Origin of the sequence: Streptomyces cinnamoneus (genome assembly GCF_014650495.1) — a bacterium.
GTDB lineage: Bacteria > Actinomycetota > Actinomycetes > Streptomycetales > Streptomycetaceae > Streptomyces > Streptomyces cinnamoneus.
Genome location: NZ_BMVB01000028.1, coordinates 43,995 through 61,992, shown reverse-complemented (window position 1 = coordinate 61,992; position 17,998 = coordinate 43,995). Strand labels below are relative to the sequence as shown.

The window sequence follows — 17,998 nt, the reverse complement described above, 5'->3', positions numbered from 1 at the left end:
GGCTGACGGCCGTCCCACCCGCAGGGACCTCCAGTCGGACCGTCATCGAGTACGAGACGCTAGGCGCCGTTGCCATGGCCGCTTTCCTCTGCTTTCGCTTGTTTCGCTCGTGGCGCGCGTCACGGAGACGCGAGACATCCGATGGTCCCACCTACCGGCGAGTAGGAGGTAACCAAGCCCTCATTCCGGAAGAAATCTTCCGGAACACGAGAGGACCAAATGCCGACGGGCGCCCTTCCGGTCAGGAAGGACGCCCGTCAGGACATCGAGGTGGCACCGACCCGCCATGCTCGCCTCGCGGCAAGTGGTCGCTCGAAGCGACTAAGGTTGGGCCCGGGGGCTTGGATCGAGCCGGTGCCGTACCCAGGCTAACAAACCGGTCCCGGAAGTCATTCCGGTAGGGCGCGTTCCGCTTGGGGAACGTCTGAACGGCGCAGCCGTCAGTCCCGCAGCAGGTCCGGCACCCCGTACGCGTCCGGGTCGTCCCGCTCGCCCGAGAGCACCGTCAGCCGCTGTGTGGCACGGGTGAGGGCCACGTAGAGCACGCGCAGGCCGGCCGGGGACTCGTCGGCGATCTCGGCGGGCGAGACCACGACCGTCGCGTCGTACTCCAGCCCCTTCGCCTCCAGGCTGCCCAGCACCACCACACGACCGCTCAGCCCCGCCAGCCACTCGCGGGCCTCCGCGCGGCGGCCCATGGGGACGACCACGCCGACCGTGCCGTCGACGTCGGCCAGCAGGTGCAGCGCCTCCGCCCGCACGGCCGCGCCCAGGTCGTCGCCCGCCACGGTGAAGCGGGGCACGACGCCGGTGGAGCGCACCGCACGCGGCGACTCCATGCCCGGCATCGCCAGGGCCAGTACCTTCGCCGCCAGCTCGGCGATCTCGGCGGGGTTGCGGTAGTTGACGGTCAGCTGGAAGCGGCGGCGCGGGCGGGTGCCCAGTGCCTCGTCCCGGGCGGCGCCGGCCTCGTCGGGGTCCGACCAGGAGGACTGGGCCGGGTCGCCGACGATCGTCCACGTGGCGTGGCGGCCGCGGCGGCCGACCATCCGCCACTGCATGGGCGTCAGGTCCTGTGCCTCGTCGACGATGACGTGCGCGTAGTCGCGGCGCTCCAGGGCCAGCCGCTCGGCACGCTCGCGGCGCGACTCCGACCGCTGGGGCATCAGCTCCTCCAGCCCGGTGAGCTGGTCGAGCGGATCGAGCTCGCGCGGCTGCTTGGGCCGGAACGGAACGCCCAGCAGCGTCTCCAGCTCGTCCAGCAGCGCCACGTCGTGCACCGACAGCGGGCCCCGGCCGGCGACGTCCAGGCGGCGCAGCGAGCGGGCCAGCTGGCGCACTTCGCGGGGGTTGAGCACCCGGCGCGACCAACGGCCCAGCCGCTTCTCGTCGGCCAGGCAGGCCAGCACCCGGCGCGGGGTGAGCTCGGGCCACCAGGCGTCGAGGAAGGAGAGGAAGGAGTCCTCGGTGGTGATGTCCTCGTCGAACGCCGAGCGGGCCTCGGCGGCGAGCTCGGGGTCGGTGTAGCGCTTGGGACCGCCGGCCCTGGACCACAGGGCGTCGAGGATCAGGCGGCGGGCGCGGGGCCGCAGCAGGTTGACGGGCGCGGTGCCGCCGAGGGCGGCGTTGCGGATGCGGCGCAGCTCCTCGGCCTCCAGCTCGACGCGGGCGCCGAAGGCGACCACGCGCAGCCGCTCGGGCACCTCCGCGCCGGCCACCGGCACCTCCAGCGCTCCGCGCACCGCCTTGCGGAGCACCTTGAGCATGCGGGAGGAGCCCTTTATGCGGGCAACGGCCGGCTCGTCGTAGGTGTCGGCCTCGGCACCGTCCACCAGGTTGCCGACCGCACGGATGGCGACCTGGCCCTCCTCGCCGAGCGAGGGCAGCACACCCTCGGTGTAGGCGACGAGCAGCGGCGTCGGCGAGACGACGAGGATGCCGCCCGCGTAGCGCCGGCGGTCCTGGTAGAGGAGGTAGGCGGCGCGGTGCAGGGCCACGGCCGTCTTGCCGGTGCCCGGGCCGCCCTCGACCTCGGTGACGGAGGCGGCGGGGGCCCGGATGACCAGGTCCTGCTCGGCCTGGATGGAGGAGACGATGTCGCGCATCGTGTGGCTGCGGGCCTGGCCGAGGGCGGCCATCAGCGCGCCGTCGCCGACGACGGGGAGCGCGGCCCCGTCCAGCGTGGTGACCAGCTCCGGGCGCAGCAGGTCGTCCTCGACGCCGAGGACGCGGCGGCCCTTGGAGCGGATGACGCGGCGGCGGACGACCCGGCCGGGCGCGACCGGGGTCGCGCGGTAGAACGGCGCGGCGGCCGGCGCCCGCCAGTCGATGACGAGCGGGGAGTAGTCGGCGTCGAGCACGCCGATGCGGCCGATGTGCAGCGTCTCGGCGATCTCGGCGCGGTCGTCGCGCACCGCGTCGTCGGCGGGCTCGACGGAGGTGTAGGCGCCGTCGGGCCCCTTCTTGCCGTCCTTGCCCAGGAGCAGGTCGATGCGGCCGAAGAGGAAGTCCTCGAACTCGTTGTTCAGCCGGTTGAGGTGCACCCCGGCGCGGAACACCTGGGCGTCCCGCTCGGCCAGTGCGCCGGGCGTACCGACCTGGCCGCGCTTGGCGGCGTCGTCCATGAGGAACTCGGCCTCGTGGATCTTCTCCTCAAGACGCCGGTACACCCGGTCCAGATGGTGCTGTTCGGCACCGATCTCGCGGTCGCGGACCCCGTCGGACTCCGTCGCCGGTCCTGTCGCCACCTGCGCGTCTGTGGCGTTCTGCGCGGCCACCCAGGCCCCCTTCTGCTGTGCGTAGGGCAGCCGTCAACCGTACGCGAACAGGGGTACTGAGCGCACCTGTCAGGACATGAGGGGTTTGCCACGAGTGTCACCTGTTGACGGATCGCCCGCGGGGCGTCACAGGGGGACCGTCGCGAGCCGCTCGCCGTCGAGCGTGCGGACCTCGAACCGGGCGATGTCGCTCCGGTCGAAGGCCGCGCCGCCGTGCGTGTACAGCGGCTCCCTGGCCCAGGCGGTGGCGGCGTCCGCCAGCCCGTAGCCGGCCGCCGGGACCGCCCACGTGGTGACCGTCTGCTCCCGGCCGTCCCTGCCGACGGCCACGAGATCGCAGGTCAGCGGGCCTTTGACGTGGGCCAGTCGCAGGGCGACGTGCGTGCCCCAGGGCTTGCTCTGCAGGGACACCGTCGCGTCGACCTTGGTGACCGGGTCCACCGTCCCCTTCTTCTCCCCGTCCTCGTACATCTCCTTGGCGGCGCTCACACTGCTGTGGCCGGGGTCGTCCTGTGCGGTGAGGGCGGCGCCCACCAGCGGCCCGGCGACGATCAGCGCGACGGCGGCGGCCACCAGCCAGAGCCTGCGGCTGCGCTGCGCCCGGCGCGTGACGGTGACGTCGTCGAGCAGCCGGTCCAGCAGCTCGGGCCGCGGGGAGAGGGAGGCCGGGTCCGGCGCCGACTCCTTGAGCTCGTCGAGGAGCGGGGGCAGTCCCATGAGGTCGTCGAGCTCGGCCGCGCAGCGGGCGCAGCCGGCGAGGTGCTCCTCGAAACGGGCGGCGTCGGCGTCGTCGAGGGCACCGAGCGCGTACGCGCCGACGGCGGTGTGCTCCTGGTCCGGTGCCGGCCGGTTCATGCCGTCACTCCTCGTTCTTCGAGCGAGAGCTTCAGGGAGCGCAGCGCGTAGAAGACGCGGGACCGGACGGTCCCGGCCGGCACGCCCAGCTCCGCGGCCGCCTCGTTCACCGTACGTCCTTTGAAGTAGGTCTCGATCAGCGCCTCCCGGTGGGCATCGGAGAGGTCGCCCAGCGCGTCGGAGATGGTCATCAGGCGCAGCGCCCGGTCGATCTCGTCCGCGGCGGGCAGCATCTCCAGCGGCCCCGGGTCGACCTCGGGGGGCCGGGCCTGCCGGCTGCGGTGGTTGTCGATGACGATGCGCCGGGCGACCGTCACCAGCCAGGGCCGTACGGAACCGGCGCTGCCGCGCAGCCGGTCGGCGTTGCGCCAGGCGCGCAGCAGCGTCTCCTGGACGACGTCCTCCGCGCGCTGGCGGTCGCCCGCCACCAGGCGGAGGACGAAGGCGAGCAGCGGACCGGCGTGCTCCGCGTAGAGCGACCGCATCAGGTCCTCGTCCCCGCTCGTCCTGTCCGCCACGACGGCATCCTTGCGCACGCCTTCCCCCTGGGTCGATAGCGCGGATCGATCCGGTCCCGGTGCTCCGGGGCTACGGGCGGGGGTACGGATGCGGCGGGCGCGGCGTTCACCGCCGGGCGGATCAGCCCTTCAGCGCCTGCCCGCCCACGGTGCGCCGGCGATGGCGGGCCACGCGCTCGCGGTTGCCGCACACCTCGCTGGAGCACCAGCGCCGGCGGCGGCCCCGCGAGGTGTCGAGGTAGACGAGCGAGCAGCTCTCGCCCTCGCACTGGCGCAGCCGGCCGCGGGCGACGGGGTCGGTCAGCAGGTCCACCGCGTCGCGGGCGATCTGCCCGAGCAGCTCCCCGCAGTCGGGCGGGCCGGCGAGGCTGCGCACCAGCCGGCCGTCGGTGCCCCGGACGGCCCGTGGGGCGGGCGGGGCGGTGGCGGCGAGGGCGTTGAGCCGCTCCAGGTCGGGGTCGGCGGCGCGGCCGGCGACCTCGGCGTGGACGACGCGGTGCAGCAGGTCGCGGGCGGCCTGGAAGCGGCCGAGCCAGCCGGTGTCGACGGCGTCGAGCGGCGTGCCCGGGGGCACGAGCCCGGCCCCTGTCAGCCAGGCCCGTAACCGCCGGGGCCCGTCGAGCCGTTCGGCCGGTTCGGCGGTGGCGACCAGGTCGAGGCAGAGCCGCCCGGAGTCGAACCGCAGATCGTAGGAGGCCGCTGCCATGCGCGTGCACCTTTCCCGTCGGTGTGGCTCCCCCCGGCCCAGGGTGCCCGCCCGGCCGGGAGCCCGGAAGTCCCACACGGCCAAGGTGCCCCCAAGGAACCAGTGCCGGGCCCGCGGCGGCCGTTCCTCAGCACCCCATCAGTGCCGCGTCCCCCGCCGGCAGCCACGCCCCCGCCGGCCGCTCCAGCCAGCCGCGGGCGGCCGCCAGCGCACGCGCCGCGGTCCGCAGCGCGTCCAGTCCGGGGTGGTGCAGGCCGCGGCGCCACACCATCGCCACCGGCGACAGCGGCACCGGGCCGGTCAGCGGGCGCAGCACCATGCCGGGCACGGAGACGAACTCCTCGCTCGCCAGCACCGACCAGCCCCGTTTGCGCACGACCCGGACGAACTCCTCCTCGCCCTCGATCTCCGGGAACGGCTCGGCGACGGCGATGCCCCGCCCCTCGAAGAGCCGCTCGGCCAGGTCCGTCCACTCCGCGGTGGCGGGGTTCCCGGCGGCCGCGTACAGCGTCTCGCCGCGCAGCGCGGCCAGCGGCACCTCCGCGCGGGCGGCCAGCGGATGGTCGTCCCGCAGGAGGACGGCCATCCGCTCCAGCCGTACGGGCTGGTGGCACAGGCCCGCGCGCAGGCCGGCCGGGACGCCGTCGAGGCGGCCGAAGGAGACGTCGAGGCGCCCCTCGGCGAGGGCGGCGGCGGCCCCCGTGAGGCCGCTGTGGCCGCGGGAGACGAGCTCCACGTCGGGTGCCGCGCGGCGGGCCGCCGCAAGGACGCGGCGGCCGGTGGTCACGGGTCCGCCGCCGACGTCCACGAGCAGCGGCCGGTCGCCGCCCGCGCAGGCCGCCGCCAGTTCGTCGTGGGCGGCGAGCACCCGCCGCACGTACGGCAGCAGCCGTGCGCCCTCCGCCGTGAGGGTCACCTTGCGGGTCGTCCGGACGAACAGCTCGGCGCCCAGGCGCTGTTCGAGCCGGCGTATGTCACGGCTGAGGGCCTGCTGTGCGACGTAGAGCCGCATTGCCGCCCGGGTGAAGTGCAGTTCCTCGGCGACGGCGGCGAAGGCGCGCAGCAGGCGCGGGTCCATGTCGTGGGGCATGGACGGCAGTCAACAGCACGGCGGTGCGGTCGGACGGCGGCGTCCAGGGCGGCGTCCATCCTGATGCTGCAGGTCTTCACGCCCGCCGGCGGACTGATCCGCCGCTTCTCCGCCGCGGCCATGGTCGCCGTCGGCGCGGCCCTGGCCGCCGTCTTCGCCGCCTTCTTCGGCTGGCTCAACAAGCGAACGGCCGCCTCCGCCGACGCGGCGCGGTGACCCTCCCTGCTGTCGCTCAGCCGTTGCGGCGGGCCCGGCGGCGCAGCACTGCCGCCGTCGCCGCGGCGGCGGCCGTGGCCGCTGCGAGCCCCGCGCCGCCGGCCGCGATCAGCATCGTGCGGTCCGGGCCGCCGGACGCCGAGGAGACCGGTGACGTGGAGGGCGCCGAAGAGGATCTGGAGGACGCGGAGGACGCGGTGGCGGTGCCGGTGACGACGAGGTGGGCCGTCCGCTTCACCCGCCCGTGGTGGCTGATCACCGTGACGGGATATCGCCCGGCCGCGAGCCCGGACCGGACCCGTGCGGGCCCGTAGTAGCGCGGGGCGTCGCCGTCGCCCGCCTTGCTGACGTCGCGCCGGAGCGGCACGGGCCGCTCGAAGGCCGGGGAGGTCGCGGTGAGCCGCTCTTCCTCCCCCGGGTCGGGCGAGGAGTCCCGCCACAGGACGTTGACCTTCCCGCCGGCCGCGACCTTGTGGCCGTGCGCGCGGGCCGCCTCGGGGCGGCCCTGCCCGGCGAAGAAGGCCGGACCGCGCACCCTGCCGACGTAGTCGCTGTCGCCGGGCCGGGCGGCGCGCACCACGAGCGGCCGCTCCTGCACCGGCCGGCCGTCGGAGGCGGTGAGGGTGACCTTGTAGGTGCCGTCCTTGACGTCCGGCGGCAGGGCGACGAGCGCGGTGAACATCCGGGGGTTGTTCCAGTGCGAGCCCGCCGGGTCGTGGGTGAGCCGGACCTTCGACCGGAAGGCCGGGGAGGCGGCGGTGAAGACGTCGCCGGTCGCCCCGGGCCGCAGATCGTCGAAGGAGAGCCCGACCCGCTCCCCCGGCCGCAGCACGTCGTCGGGGGCGCCGGCCCGGAACTCGGCCGGCCGCGGGGCCCGCACCTCCACCCGGTCCTCGGCGACGACCCGGCCGCCGGCGTGGACGGTCAGGGGATACGTGCCGGGCCTGACGGTCATGGCGACGGCCGGCCGCGCGTGGTGGGCCCGCCCGCCCGGCCCGTCCGGGGTGAGGCGCACCCGGTGGCGGAAGACGGGCGAGGTGACGGTGACGGCGCCGCGGTCGCGCACGCCCTGCACCTCGATGTCGATCAGCTCTCCGGGGCGGTTGCCGAAAGCCCCGTTGACCAGCAGGTGCACCTCGTGGGAGCCGTCGCCGGGGCCGTCCGCGACGGCGGACGGGGCTCCGCCCGCCCACACCGCACCCGTCCCTGCCACGACGACGACCGCTGTCCGTGTCCAGTGCACCCGGCCACCCCCCCTAGGTCGCTCTGTAAGAGGCCGCCCCCGGCCCATCGGTTGCCCGCCGGACGGGCCGGAAGGGGACGGATGCGACGGGCACGACGCGTACGGATACGACGAAGGCCCCACCGCCGGGGCGGTGGGGCCTTCGCCTCACATGGGATGAGGGGGCCTGGGGGTCATGCCCCCAGAAATGGGACGGGCGGACTGTGCTCGCGCTCGTTGCGAGCGCAGTCCGCCCGTCTGCCCGTGGAGATGGCGGGAATCGAACCCGCGTCCAACGGTGCAGAATCAGGGCTTCTCCGTGTGCAGTTCGCTGCGATTTTCTCGGCCCCGGAGATCACGCGAACAAGTCTCCGACGGGCTCAGCCACTGTTTGATTTCCCACCAGGCCCCGTGGCCGGGCCTAGTGGTTTAGTTCCCTAGCTGATGCCAGGATCCGGGTCGGGAACAGCCCCGGGCTGACACTTCGCAAGTCGCTACTTAGGCAGCGAGGGCGAAGGAATCGCGCTTGGTGTTGGCGATTATTGGTTGCGACATATGGTTTACGAGATCATTGCCGCTTCCTCGACACGCTTCCCCTGCTTCGACATCCGCTGTCGAAACCGATCATCCCCATGTTGTGTTTTCAAGCTGCGCACCGGTTACCAGCCGGTGTGCGATGCGCCCATCGTACGTGACCAACGCACGACGGTGCCAGCGAATTCCCGGGAGGGTCTAGCCCCGCTGGGCCCGCTGGGCCTGCTGGCGCCTGCGGGCGGCCGCGATCGCCCGGTTCGACTCGCGCGTGTCCTGCTTCTCGCGCAGCGTCTGCCGCTTGTCGTACTCCTTCTTGCCCTTGGCCAGAGCGATCTCGACCTTGGCCCGGCCTTCCTTGAAGTAGATGGCGAGCGGCACGATGGTGTGCCCCGTCTCCTGCGACTTCGAGTCGAGCTTGTCGATCTCCGCCCGGTGCATCAGCAGCTTGCGCTTGCGGCGCGCGCTGTGGTTCGTCCACGTGCCCTGGGCGTACTCGGGGATGTGGGCGTTGTGCAGCCATGCCTCGCCGCCGTCGATCTGGACGAAGCCGTCCACCAGCGAGGAACGACCCTGGCGCAGCGACTTCACCTCGGTGCCGGTGAGCACCATGCCGCACTCGTAGGTGTCCAGAATGTGGTAATCGTGGCGCGCCTTCTTGTTCTGCGCGACCAGTTTGCGACCCGTCGTCTCTTTCTTAGCCATAGCCCGGCCATTCTCGCACTACGACCCACCCCCGAGGCCACCCAATACTGTGCGGGCCCGTTGCTCGGCGTCGTCGCGCACCACCAGATCGGGCACGATGCCGGTGCCGTCGACCGACCGGCCCGCGGGGGTGCGGTAGTGGCCGACGGTGAGCTCGGCGACCGAGCCCTCCGCGAGCCGGCTGGGCATCTGCACGGACCCCTTGCCGAAGGTGCGGGAGCCGACGACGACGGCCCGGCCGCGGTCCTGCAGGGCGCCCGTCAGCAGCTCCGCGGCGCTCATGGTGCCGCCGTCGACGAGGACGACCAGCGGCCGCCGGGTGTCCCCGCCCCGTCCGGCCTCCAGGACGCGCGGCCGCCCGTGGACGTCGTAGGTGGCGACGAGGCCGCCGTCGAGGAAGGCGGAGGCGGCGGTGACGGCCTCGGTGAGCAGGCCGCCGGGGTTGCCGCGCAGGTCCAGCAGGACGCCCTCGCCGGGCGCGGCCGCCCGCACGGCCTCCCGGACGCGGTCGCCGGTGCCCTTGGTGAACGAGCCGATCTTGATCAGGGTGGCCGGTGCCGTGCCGGGCCCGCCCCCGGCCAGCCGGACGGCCTCGACGTTCTCGGTGGCCAGCCGCGCCCGCAGCAGCGTCCGCTCCCAGCGCCGCCCGCCGCGCTGGAGGCCGAGGCGTACGGGCGTGCCGGGCGTGGCGGCGGGCCAGGCGGACAGGGAGCGGCCGTCGCCGCGCAGCAGGGAGACGACGTCGGTGACCGGGCGCCCGGTGACGTCGACCGCGTCGATGGTGCGGATCCGGTCGCCGGGCCGGACCCCGGCCCGCTCGGCGGGGCCGCCGGGGCGCACGGCGTCGACCTCCATGCGGCCGCCGCCGGTGCGGCGGGTGGTCAGGCCGACGCCCACGTAGGCGCCGTCGAGGGCGAGCGCGAAGCCCTCGTACTCGCGGGGGCTGTAGACGGCGCTCCAGGCGTCACCGCTGCGGTCGATGACCTCGGCGGCCGCCTCGGAGCCGGACTTGCCGTCCTCGGCCGCCTCCGCGGCCGCGGCCTCCAGGGCGTTGCGGTCGACGGCCCGGGCGGCGGTGCGCGGCGGGGTGCGGTCCACGGCCGGATTCCGGCCGTCCTGCCCCTCCTCGCCCCAGGAGCCCGTGGCGGCACCGGCCGCCAGCACACCCGCGAAGACCAATGTCAGAACGGCCCCGCGGCGGGTGCGGCGCGGCGGAACGAACATCGTCGGGCCGGGCATGCGCGTGAGTCTAGGACACCGAAGGGCGCCGCACGGTCAGTTGACCGCACGGCGCCCTGGGCGCTTCTTCGGTGTCCGTCAGACCTTGAGGTACTTGCGCAGGGCCGCGAAGGCGGCCAGCGCGGGCATCAGCAGGCCGATGGCGAGCACCAGGGGCAGCTTGGCCAGCACCGCGTCCCAGCCGATGAACTGGATGACGTCGATGTGGTGGGCCAGCCAGTTGTTCACCAGGAAGTACTGCCCGCCGACGAGCAGGACGCAGGCGAAGCCCGCGCCGAGCAGGCCGGCGAAGGCGGCCTCCATGATGAAGGGGATCTGGATGTAGAAGCTGGACGCGCCGACCAGGCGCATGATCCCCGTCTCGCGGCGGCGGCTGAAGGCGGAGACGCGGACCGTGTTGACGATCAGCATCAGGGCCACCACCAGCATCAGGGCCATCACGCCGAGTGCCGCGTAGTTCATCCCGTTGAGGAGGTTGAAGAGGTTCTCCAGCAAGGTCTTCTGGTCCTGCACCACCTGCACGCCGGGACGCTGGGAGAAGGCGCTGGAGATGACGGCGTACTTGGAGGGGTCCTTCAGCTTGACCCGGAAGGACTCCTGCATCTGGTCCGGGGTGAGGGAACCGGCGATCGGCGACTTGCCGAACTGCTCCTTGTAGTGCTTGTACGCCTCGTCGGCCGTCTCGAACTGGACGCTCTGGACGACCGGCATCTTCTGCAGGTCGGCCTTGATCTGCTTCTTCTGCTCGTCGGTGGCCACGCCCTTGGCGCAGGCGGGGTCCGACTCGGCGTCGATCTTGTTGCAGAGGAAGATCGAGACGTTGACCTTGTCGTACCAGTAGCCCTTCATCGTGCTGACCTGCTCGCGCATGAGCAGCGAGCCGCCGAAGAGGGCGAGCGACAGGGCGACGGAGACGATCACCGCGAAGGTCATCGTGAGATTGCGGCGGAGACCGACGCCGATCTCCGACAGGACGAACTGGGCGCGCATGGCGTCCTTTCAGTGCCTTCAGGCGGTTCAGTGCTGGTAGCCGTAGACGCCGCGCGACTGGTCGCGCACGAGACGGCCCTGTTCGAGTTCGATGACGCGCTTGCGCATCTGGTCGACGATCTGCTGGTCGTGAGTGGCCATGATGACCGTGGTGCCGGTCCGGTTGATCCGGTCGAGCAGCTTCATGATGCCGACGGAGGTCTGCGGGTCCAGGTTGCCGGTCGGCTCGTCGGCGATCAGCAGCAGAGGACGGTTGACGAACGCACGGGCGATCGCGACGCGCTGCTGCTCACCGCCGGAGAGCTCACCGGGCATGCGCTCCTCCTTGCCGCCGAGGCCGACCAGCTCCAGGACCTGGGGGACGGCCTTGCGGATCTCCCCGCGCGGCTTGCCGATGACCTCCAGGGCGAAGGCCACGTTCTGGGCGACGGTCTTGTTCGGCAGCAGCCGGAAGTCCTGGAAGACCGTGCCCAACTGGCGGCGCATCTGCGGCACTTTCCAGTTGGAGATCCGGGCGAGGTCCTTGCCGAGCACATGGACCTGACCGTGACTGGCCCGCTCCTCGCGCAGCAGCAGCCGCAAGAACGTCGACTTTCCGGAACCCGAGGAACCGACGAGGAAGACGAACTCGCCTTTCTCGATCTCAAGCGAGACGTCCCGGAGGGCGGGACGGTTCTGCTTGGGGTAGGACTTGGAGACGTTGTCGAATCGGATCACGAGTGCACCACGTGTCGGCCTGGAGAGCGGCACGGAACGCCGCGTTCACGGCGTCCGTCGGTGTGCGTGACCATACCGAACCGTCCGTGTACGCGCAGTCGGCATCCCGTGTTGACGCCCTTGGCGCCACCGGGTTCGGGGACAAATCCTGGAGAATCGACTCCTATGGCATGGTGTGCGGGACCCCGCGCGCCGAACGGCGGGAAAGCTGGCACAGTGGTAAGGGGAACCGCACGCTGCCCCCGCGCGTTGGACGTACCGGAGGAGGACATCGCATGACATGCGACCGACTGGTGTGCGCCCACTGCGCGGCCCCCGTCAGCGAGGGCAGGTGTCCGGTGTGCCGGGCGAGCCGCGAGAGGCTGCAGCATCAGGAAGGCATCTTCGCCGGGCTGACGCCTGCGGCGCTGATCGTGCTGCTCGTGGCTCTTGTCGCGGTGATGGTGCTGGTCCGCGGCCTGGCGGGATAGCGGCGGCAGCCGCGTCTGCGGGCCGTGGCCGCGCAGACGGCGGTACGGACATACGACGGCAGGACGGACGAGGCCCGGGGTGCAGGAGCGCCCCGGGCCTCGTTCGTGCTGTGCCTAACGCCGTCAGGCGGCGGTGCTGCGGTTGATCAGGCGCGGCAGCATGCGGAAGCCGATGCCGCCGGCGATCATCGTCGCGGCACCGGCCACGAGGAAGGCGGTCTGACCGGCACCGGTCTGCGCGAGCTCGCCGGTCTGGGCCAGCTCCTCCTTGGCCTTGCCCTGCTGGACGGGCTGCGAGCCGCCGCTGTCGGGGCTGGTGTTGCAGTTGCCATCGGTGTCGACCGGGCAGGTACGGGCGTCGTCGCCGGTGCTGCCGCTGCCGCCCGTGCCGCCGGTGGCGGAGCCGTCGTGGGTGCCGCCACCGGTCGAGCCGCCGCCGGAGGTGCCGTGGTCGCCGCCGGTGGAGCCGCCGCCCGTGGAGCCGCCGCCCGTGGTGCTGCCGCCGGTGGAGCCGCCGCCGGTCGTGCCACCGCCCGTGGTGCCACCGCCGGTCGTACCGCCGCCGGTCGTGCCACCACCCGTGGTGGAGCCTCCGGTCGTGCCACCACCCGTGGTCTCCCCACCGGTCGTACTACCGCCCGTGGTGCCACCACCGGTCGTACCACCGCCGGTCGTGCCACCACCCGTGGTGCCACCGCCCGTGGTCTCCCCACCGGTGGTCCCACCGCCGGTCGTGCCACCGCCCGTGGTGCCGCCACCGGTCGTACCGCCGCCGGTGGTGCCACCGCCGGTCGTCCCGCCACCGGTCGTACCGCCGCCGGTGGTCTCACCGCCCGTGGTGCCACCGCCCGTGGTGGTGCCACCACTGCCGGTGCCGCCGCCCGTGGTGGAACCGCCCGTCGTGGAGCCGCCCGTCGTGCCGCCGCCGGTGGTGCCACCGGGCGTCGTGGGCTGCGGGATCTCGGTCGGGCCGGTCGTCGGGTCGGTGCCGTCCGCGGTGCGGACGTCCACGCTGACCTTGTCCCCGATGCCGACGTCGACACCGGCGGCCGAGGCCGCGCCGGCGGCCGTCAGCGAAGCACCCGCGGCGATCATTGCGCCGGCCGCTATGCGCGCCACGCGCAGCCGCGTCTTGTTCGTCATATGCCTGCTACCCCCAGTAGCTGATCTCGTCAATGAGCAGCTATGCACAGGGCGGTGGCGCTTCGGGGGCGGCGTGACCGAACCGGCCGTACACCTCGTACAGGCCGGGACGCTCGCCCCCCGCCACTCGTGCCCCAGTGATACGCATGCCGCACGCCAGCCTTCCCAGTTTTCCGGGCAGCGTCAAGGAAGTTACGGGCGTGATGTCCGGCTATGCGAGGGGTTGTTCGGGCTTGTTTCGAGGACGTTCGAGGAGGAGGGCTACTTCTCCTGCTGCTCCTGCTGCTTGCGCCAGCGGATGCCGGCCTCCAGGAAGCCGTCGATCTCGCCGTCGAGCACGGACTGCGGGTTGCCCACCTCGTGCTCGGTGCGGAGGTCCTTGACCATCTGGTAGGGGTGCAGGACGTACGAACGCATCTGGTTGCCCCAGGAGTTGCCGCCGTCGCCCTTGAGCGCGTCCATCTTCGCCTGCTCCTCCTGACGGCGGCGCTCAAGGAGCTTGGCCTGGAGGACGTTCATGGCGCTCGCCTTGTTCTGGATCTGCGAGCGCTCGTTCTGGCAGGAGACGACGATGCCGGTGGGGATGTGCGTGATGCGGACCGCGGAGTCGGTCGTGTTGACGCCCTGGCCGCCGGGGCCGGAGGCGCGGTACACGTCGACGCGCAGCTCGGTCTCGTCGATCTCGACGTGGTCGGACTGCTCCACGACGGGCAGGACCTCGACGCCCGCGAAGGACGTCTGGCGACGGCCCTGGTTGTCGAAGGGCGAGATGCGCACCAGGCGGTGCGTGCCCTGCTCGACGGAGAGCGTGCCGTAGGCGTACGGCGCGTTGACGACGAAGGTGGTCGACTTGATGCCGGCCTCTTCGGCGTACGAGGTCTCGTAGATCTCGGTCTTGTAGCCGTGGCGCTCGGCCCAGCGCAGGTACATGCGCTGGAGGCGCTCGGCGAAGTCGGAGGCGTCGACGCCGCCGGCCTCGGCGCGGATGTTGACGAGGGCCTCACGGGCGTCGTACTCGCCGGAGAGGAGGGTGCGGACCTCCATCTCGTCCAGCGCCTTGCGGACGGAGCCCAGCTCGGCCTCGGCCTCGGCGAGGGTGTCCGCGTCGTCCTCGGCCTCGGCGAGCTCGAAGAGCACCCCGAGGTCGTCGATGCGGCCGCGCAGCGCCTCGGCCTTGCGCAGCTCCGCCTGGAGGTGCGACAGCTGGCTGGTGATCTTCTGCGCCGCGTCCGGGTCGTCCCACAGGGACGGGGCGGCCGCCTGCTCCTCGAGCACGGCGATGTCGGCCCTCATCCTGTCGAGGTCCAGAACGGCCTCGATCGACCCCATGGTCGAGGAGAGGGACTTCAGCTCTTCGGATACATCAACGACTGCCACGCACCCAGCCTAACGGCTGCGCGGGGCAACCCGGTCCGAAGGGCCGTGATCGAAGCCCCGCGCACCGCCCGCCGCCTCTACCGCAGGGGCTCCACCGAGCCCTGGGCCGGGCCGTGGCCGGGGGTCCGGGACGGCTCGGTGCGGTGGACGCCCGGCTGCTTCCCGCCCGGCTTCGCGTCGCCCGCGTCCGTGCCGCCTCCCGTCGCGAACCAGCCGCCCACGCCCGCGGCCGCCGCCAGCGCCACCGCCGCCGCGCCGAGCCGGATGCGGCGCCGCCGCACCTCCGCCGCGGAGCGGTGCCGCGCCGAGCCGGCCCGGCGCTGCCCCGCCGGCCGCGGGGCACGGGCCGTGCCGTGCGCCCCGCCCGCGAGCTCCTCCGGGCCCGGCACCCGCATGCTCGTGTGCGTGTCGCGGCTGGAGTCGGGGACGGCGCCCGGTACGAGCGGCACCACGCCGCGGCGGCGCGGCTCGGGGGCGGCGGGCGGGGCGGACCCGCCCTCGTAGGCCCCCTCGCGCTCCGCACCGGCCCCGCCCGGCTCCTCGGGCTCGTCGATGTCGAGCGGCGGGATCCCGGCCAGGCCGGGCAGCAGCTCGCGCAGCCGTGCCGCGAGCTCGGAGGCGCGCAGCCGGGAGGCGGGCGCCTTCGCCAGGCACTGGACGACGAGCTGCCACAGCTCGTCGGGGATGCCGGGCAGCGGGGCCACGGTCTCGGTGACGTGCCGGCGCAGCACCGCGCCCGGGTGGCCGCCGCCGAAGGGCGTGAAGCCGGCCAGCAGCTCGTACAGGACGGTGGCCAGGGCATAGACATCGACGGAGGCGCGCGGCGGGAGGCCCTCGATGATCTCGGGGGCGAGGTAGTCGGGGGTGCCGATGACGCTGCGCTGGCCGGCGGGGCGGCCGCCGGGGCCGTCGCCGGTGCGCTCGCGGGCCGGGCGCGGGAAGTCGACGAGCCGGGCGATGCCGAAGTCCGTGAGCAGCGCGGGGTGCGCCCCGCCGGGCCCGAGGGGGCCCTGCATGTCGAGGAGGACGTTCTCGGGCTTGACGTCCCGGTGGATGATGCCGGCGGCGTGCGCGGCGGCGAGGCCGTCCGCGACGTCGGCGACTATCGCGACGGCCGCCTCGGGCGCGAGGCGGCGCTCGCGGTCGAGGCGGGTCCGCAGGTCCGTGCCGCGGATGAGGTCCATGACCAGGGCGAGGTCGGCGCCGTCGACGACGAGGTCGCGGACGCCCACCACGTGGGGGTGGTCGAGACCGAGGAGGGCCGCGCGCTCCTGCACGAAGCGGCCGACGAGCTCCTGGTCGGAAGCGAGGTCCTCGCGCAGGAGCTTGATGGCGACCGGGCCCTCGGGGCCGTCGCCGAGCCACACCGTCCCGGCGCTGCCGCGGCCCAGGACCTGGTGGGCGGTGTACCGGCTGCCGATCTTCCGTGCCAAGACTGTTCCCCGACTCCTCCGTCATCCGACAGGCTCGCTGGCGACCAAGCTACGCGGCCGGAGGAAGGTTGGGGACACCGATTCGGTGCCAACCATTACTTCTGAGGCAGAAAACACCCGTCGGGTGTCGACATATCGACTACCCCGGGAGGTTCCGACGGGCTCTGCGCTCGGCGTCCGGCTACGGTCCGGCTACTTGGAGGAGACCAGGTCGGAGACCCAGTCCTTGGCGTCGGTGACCCAGTCCCAGGTGGCGTCCCAGAAGCTCTTGCCGTCGGCGACCCAGTCCTTGAGCGGGGTGAACTCCCAGATCAGCCAGGAGCCCACGACCAGGACCACGATCATGAACAGGCAGCCCTTGAGGCAGCCCAGGCCCGGGATCCGCATGGGGTTCGCGCTGCGCTGCCGCGGCGGGCGCGGCTCGCGGCGCGGCGGCGCGGGGGGCTCGGGCGCGGGCGGCGGGGCGTACCGCTGCGCCTGGGCCTGGGGCGGCTGGGGCGCCTGCGGCGTCTGGTAGCGGGGCTGCTGCCGCTGCGGCGGGCGCGGCGCGTACTGCTGCGGCTGCGGCTGCTGCTGCTGCTGCTGCTGCGGTGCGTACGACTGCTGCTGCCCGTACTGCTGCGGGGGGTACTGCTGCTGGGGGTACTGCTGCCCGCCCTGCGGCGGCCGCGGGGGCTGCTGCTGGGGTGCGGCGCGGCGCACGGGGCGGCGGCGCAGCGGGTCCTCGCCCGGGTCGAGGTACTGCGTCTGCTCGTTGCGGTCGCGGGCCGCGCGCATCTGGGTCTGCCACGGGTGCGGGCTGTCGCCCTGCTGCGGCTGCTGCTGCGGGGGACCCGGCGGGACCGGCGGCATGACGCGCGTGGGGTCCCCGCCCTGCGGGCCGGAACCCGCGGGCAGCACCTGGGTGGGCTCCGCGGAGGGACCGGTGCCGTGGCCGGTGCTGCGCATCACGCTCGTCGCGGCGTTCGGGTCGTACGCACCGGGGGCGGCGGGCGGCAGCACCTGGGTGGCCTCGGCGTCGCCGGCCCCGGGTGCCGCGCCCAGGCCCGTGCCCGGGACGGACGTGGGCTCGGGGTCGGGCGCGAGCAGTGCGGCGACGCCCAGGGCGGCCTCGGCCTGGGCCGGGGAGGCGTGCACCCCGACGCCGGCGGCGACCACGCGCAGGGCGCGGGCGAGGTTCTCGGCGCTGGGGCGCTCCTCGGGCCGCTTGCTCAGGCAGCGCTCGATGACCGTCCACAGCGGCTCGGGGACGGTGGTGGGGCGGCGCGGCTCGGCGCTCAGGTGCTGGTGGAGCACCTCCAGCGCCGTCGCGCCGGCGAACGGCGGGCGGCCGGTGACCAGCTCGTAGAGCAGGATGCCGGCGCCGTAGACGTCGACGGCGGAGGTCTGCGGGCGGCCCTCGGCGGACTCGGGCGCGACGTAGGCCGGGGTGCCGACGAACTCGTGGGTCCGGGTCAGGCCGGGCGAGTCGGCCAGGCGCGCGATGCCGAAGTCGGTCAGCATCGGGTGCATCTGGCCGCCGTCGTTCTTCAGCAGGACGTTGGCGGGCTTCAGGTCGCGGTGGACGATGCCGTCGGCGTGGCTGGCGGCGAGCGCGTCGGCGATCTGCGCGGTGAGCAGGGCGGCCGCCACGGGCGTGAAGGGGCCGTTGTCCCGGAGGTAGCGGTGCAGGTCCGGGCCGTCGACCAGGTCCATGACCAGGGCGAGCAGGTCGCCCTCGACGACGAGGTCGCGGGTGCGGACGATGTTGGGGTGGGTGAGCCGGAGCAGGACGGAGCGCTCGCGCAGGAAGCGCATCACGACGTCGGCGTCGTTGGCGAGCTCCTCCTTGAGGACCTTGATCGCCAGCGTCTCGCCCGGCTGTCCGGCCACCGCCGCCTCGGCGCCGGCCGTCTCGCGCTGACGGGCCCGCCAGACGGTGCCGGTGGCTCCGCGTCCGAGCGGCTCTTCTAGCAGGTACTTGCTGCCTACCGGCCGCACGTCATGCGCTCCCTGGTCGTGATCCGAGC

The 17,998-nt window shown here is 73.5% G+C and carries 16 protein-coding genes and 1 other RNA gene; 2 read left to right on the top strand and 15 right to left on the bottom strand.

Annotated elements, in window-relative coordinates:
* Window positions 1-440 precede the first annotated feature (440 nt).
* The 5 genes from IE182_RS27715 to IE182_RS27695 all read right to left on the bottom strand — a co-directional run bounded on the left by IE182_RS27715 (window position 441) and on the right by IE182_RS27695 (window position 5,946).
* Window positions 441-2,777, bottom strand: a complete 2,337-nt coding sequence (locus tag IE182_RS27715; protein WP_373303624.1) for a HelD family protein — start codon at window positions 2,775-2,777, stop codon at window positions 441-443.
* Between the two features lie 126 nt (window positions 2,778-2,903).
* Complete coding sequence (locus tag IE182_RS27710; protein ID WP_190112695.1) at window positions 2,904-3,632, bottom strand: zf-HC2 domain-containing protein; 729 nt, start codon at window positions 3,630-3,632, stop codon at window positions 2,904-2,906.
* Entirely contained in the window at window positions 3,629-4,168 is a 540-nt protein-coding gene (locus IE182_RS27705) for a sigma-70 family RNA polymerase sigma factor (protein ID WP_190112694.1), read from the bottom strand. Before IE182_RS27705 ends, IE182_RS27710 begins: the two co-directional genes overlap by 4 nt.
* A gap of 103 nt (window positions 4,169-4,271) precedes the next feature.
* Complete coding sequence (locus tag IE182_RS27700) at window positions 4,272-4,856, bottom strand: CGNR zinc finger domain-containing protein (protein WP_190112693.1); 585 nt, start codon at window positions 4,854-4,856, stop codon at window positions 4,272-4,274.
* Window positions 4,857-4,983: 127 nt separating this feature from the next.
* Entirely contained in the window at window positions 4,984-5,946 is a 963-nt protein-coding gene (locus IE182_RS27695) for a LysR family transcriptional regulator (protein WP_190112692.1), read from the bottom strand.
* Between the two features lie 63 nt (window positions 5,947-6,009).
* On the opposite strand from IE182_RS27695, the gene IE182_RS27690 reads away from it, so the two are divergent.
* A complete protein-coding gene (locus tag IE182_RS27690; RefSeq protein WP_190112691.1) occupies window positions 6,010-6,162 on the top strand; it encodes a hypothetical protein in 153 nt (50 codons plus the stop codon).
* A gap of 16 nt (window positions 6,163-6,178) precedes the next feature.
* Here the strand turns inward: IE182_RS27690 and IE182_RS27685 are convergent, their stop codons facing one another.
* The 6 genes from IE182_RS27685 to ftsE all read right to left on the bottom strand — a co-directional run bounded on the left by IE182_RS27685 (window position 6,179) and on the right by ftsE (window position 11,566).
* Window positions 6,179-7,405 carry a hypothetical protein gene (locus tag IE182_RS27685; protein WP_190112690.1) on the bottom strand — a complete coding sequence of 409 codons (1,227 nt, stop codon included), beginning with the start codon at window positions 7,403-7,405 and terminating at the stop codon, window positions 6,179-6,181.
* Window positions 7,406-7,646: 241 nt separating this feature from the next.
* Window positions 7,647-8,016, bottom strand: a transfer-messenger RNA (tmRNA) gene (gene ssrA, locus IE182_RS27680).
* 100 nt (window positions 8,017-8,116) lie between these two features.
* On the bottom strand, window positions 8,117-8,620 hold the full coding sequence (gene smpB / locus IE182_RS27675) for an SsrA-binding protein SmpB (RefSeq protein ID WP_190112689.1): 504 nt from the start codon (window positions 8,618-8,620) through the stop codon (window positions 8,117-8,119).
* Between the two features lie 18 nt (window positions 8,621-8,638).
* Window positions 8,639-9,859 (bottom strand): S41 family peptidase, encoded by a 1,221-nt coding sequence (locus tag IE182_RS27670; protein WP_190112688.1) that lies wholly within the window; start codon window positions 9,857-9,859, stop codon window positions 8,639-8,641.
* 78 nt (window positions 9,860-9,937) lie between these two features.
* Entirely contained in the window at window positions 9,938-10,849 is a 912-nt protein-coding gene (gene ftsX, locus IE182_RS27665; RefSeq protein ID WP_190112687.1) for a permease-like cell division protein FtsX, read from the bottom strand.
* A 27-nt stretch (window positions 10,850-10,876) separates the two neighbouring features.
* Window positions 10,877-11,566 carry a cell division ATP-binding protein FtsE gene (gene ftsE / locus IE182_RS27660; protein WP_190112686.1) on the bottom strand — a complete coding sequence of 230 codons (690 nt, stop codon included), beginning with the start codon at window positions 11,564-11,566 and terminating at the stop codon, window positions 10,877-10,879.
* A 275-nt stretch (window positions 11,567-11,841) separates the two neighbouring features.
* Between ftsE and IE182_RS27655 the strand changes: the two genes are divergently transcribed.
* Window positions 11,842-12,036, top strand: a complete 195-nt coding sequence (locus tag IE182_RS27655) for a hypothetical protein (protein ID WP_190112685.1) — start codon at window positions 11,842-11,844, stop codon at window positions 12,034-12,036.
* 123 nt (window positions 12,037-12,159) lie between these two features.
* On the opposite strand, the gene IE182_RS27650 is transcribed toward IE182_RS27655, so the two are convergent.
* The 4 genes from IE182_RS27650 to IE182_RS27635 all read right to left on the bottom strand — a co-directional run bounded on the left by IE182_RS27650 (window position 12,160) and on the right by IE182_RS27635 (window position 17,969).
* Window positions 12,160-13,179, bottom strand: coding sequence for a hypothetical protein (locus IE182_RS27650; RefSeq protein WP_190112684.1), 1,020 nt, complete (start codon window positions 13,177-13,179; stop codon window positions 12,160-12,162).
* Window positions 13,180-13,440: 261 nt separating this feature from the next.
* A complete protein-coding gene (gene prfB, locus IE182_RS27645; protein WP_190112683.1) occupies window positions 13,441-14,556 on the bottom strand; it encodes a peptide chain release factor 2 in 1,116 nt (371 codons plus the stop codon).
* Between the two features lie 77 nt (window positions 14,557-14,633).
* The gene (locus tag IE182_RS27640) at window positions 14,634-15,989 is read right to left on the bottom strand and encodes a serine/threonine-protein kinase (protein ID WP_190112682.1); all 1,356 of its coding nucleotides are present in this window, start codon (window positions 15,987-15,989) and stop codon (window positions 14,634-14,636) included.
* 192 nt (window positions 15,990-16,181) lie between these two features.
* Entirely contained in the window at window positions 16,182-17,969 is a 1,788-nt protein-coding gene (locus tag IE182_RS27635) for a serine/threonine-protein kinase (protein WP_190112681.1), read from the bottom strand.
* Between the last annotated feature and the right edge of the window lie 29 nt (window positions 17,970-17,998).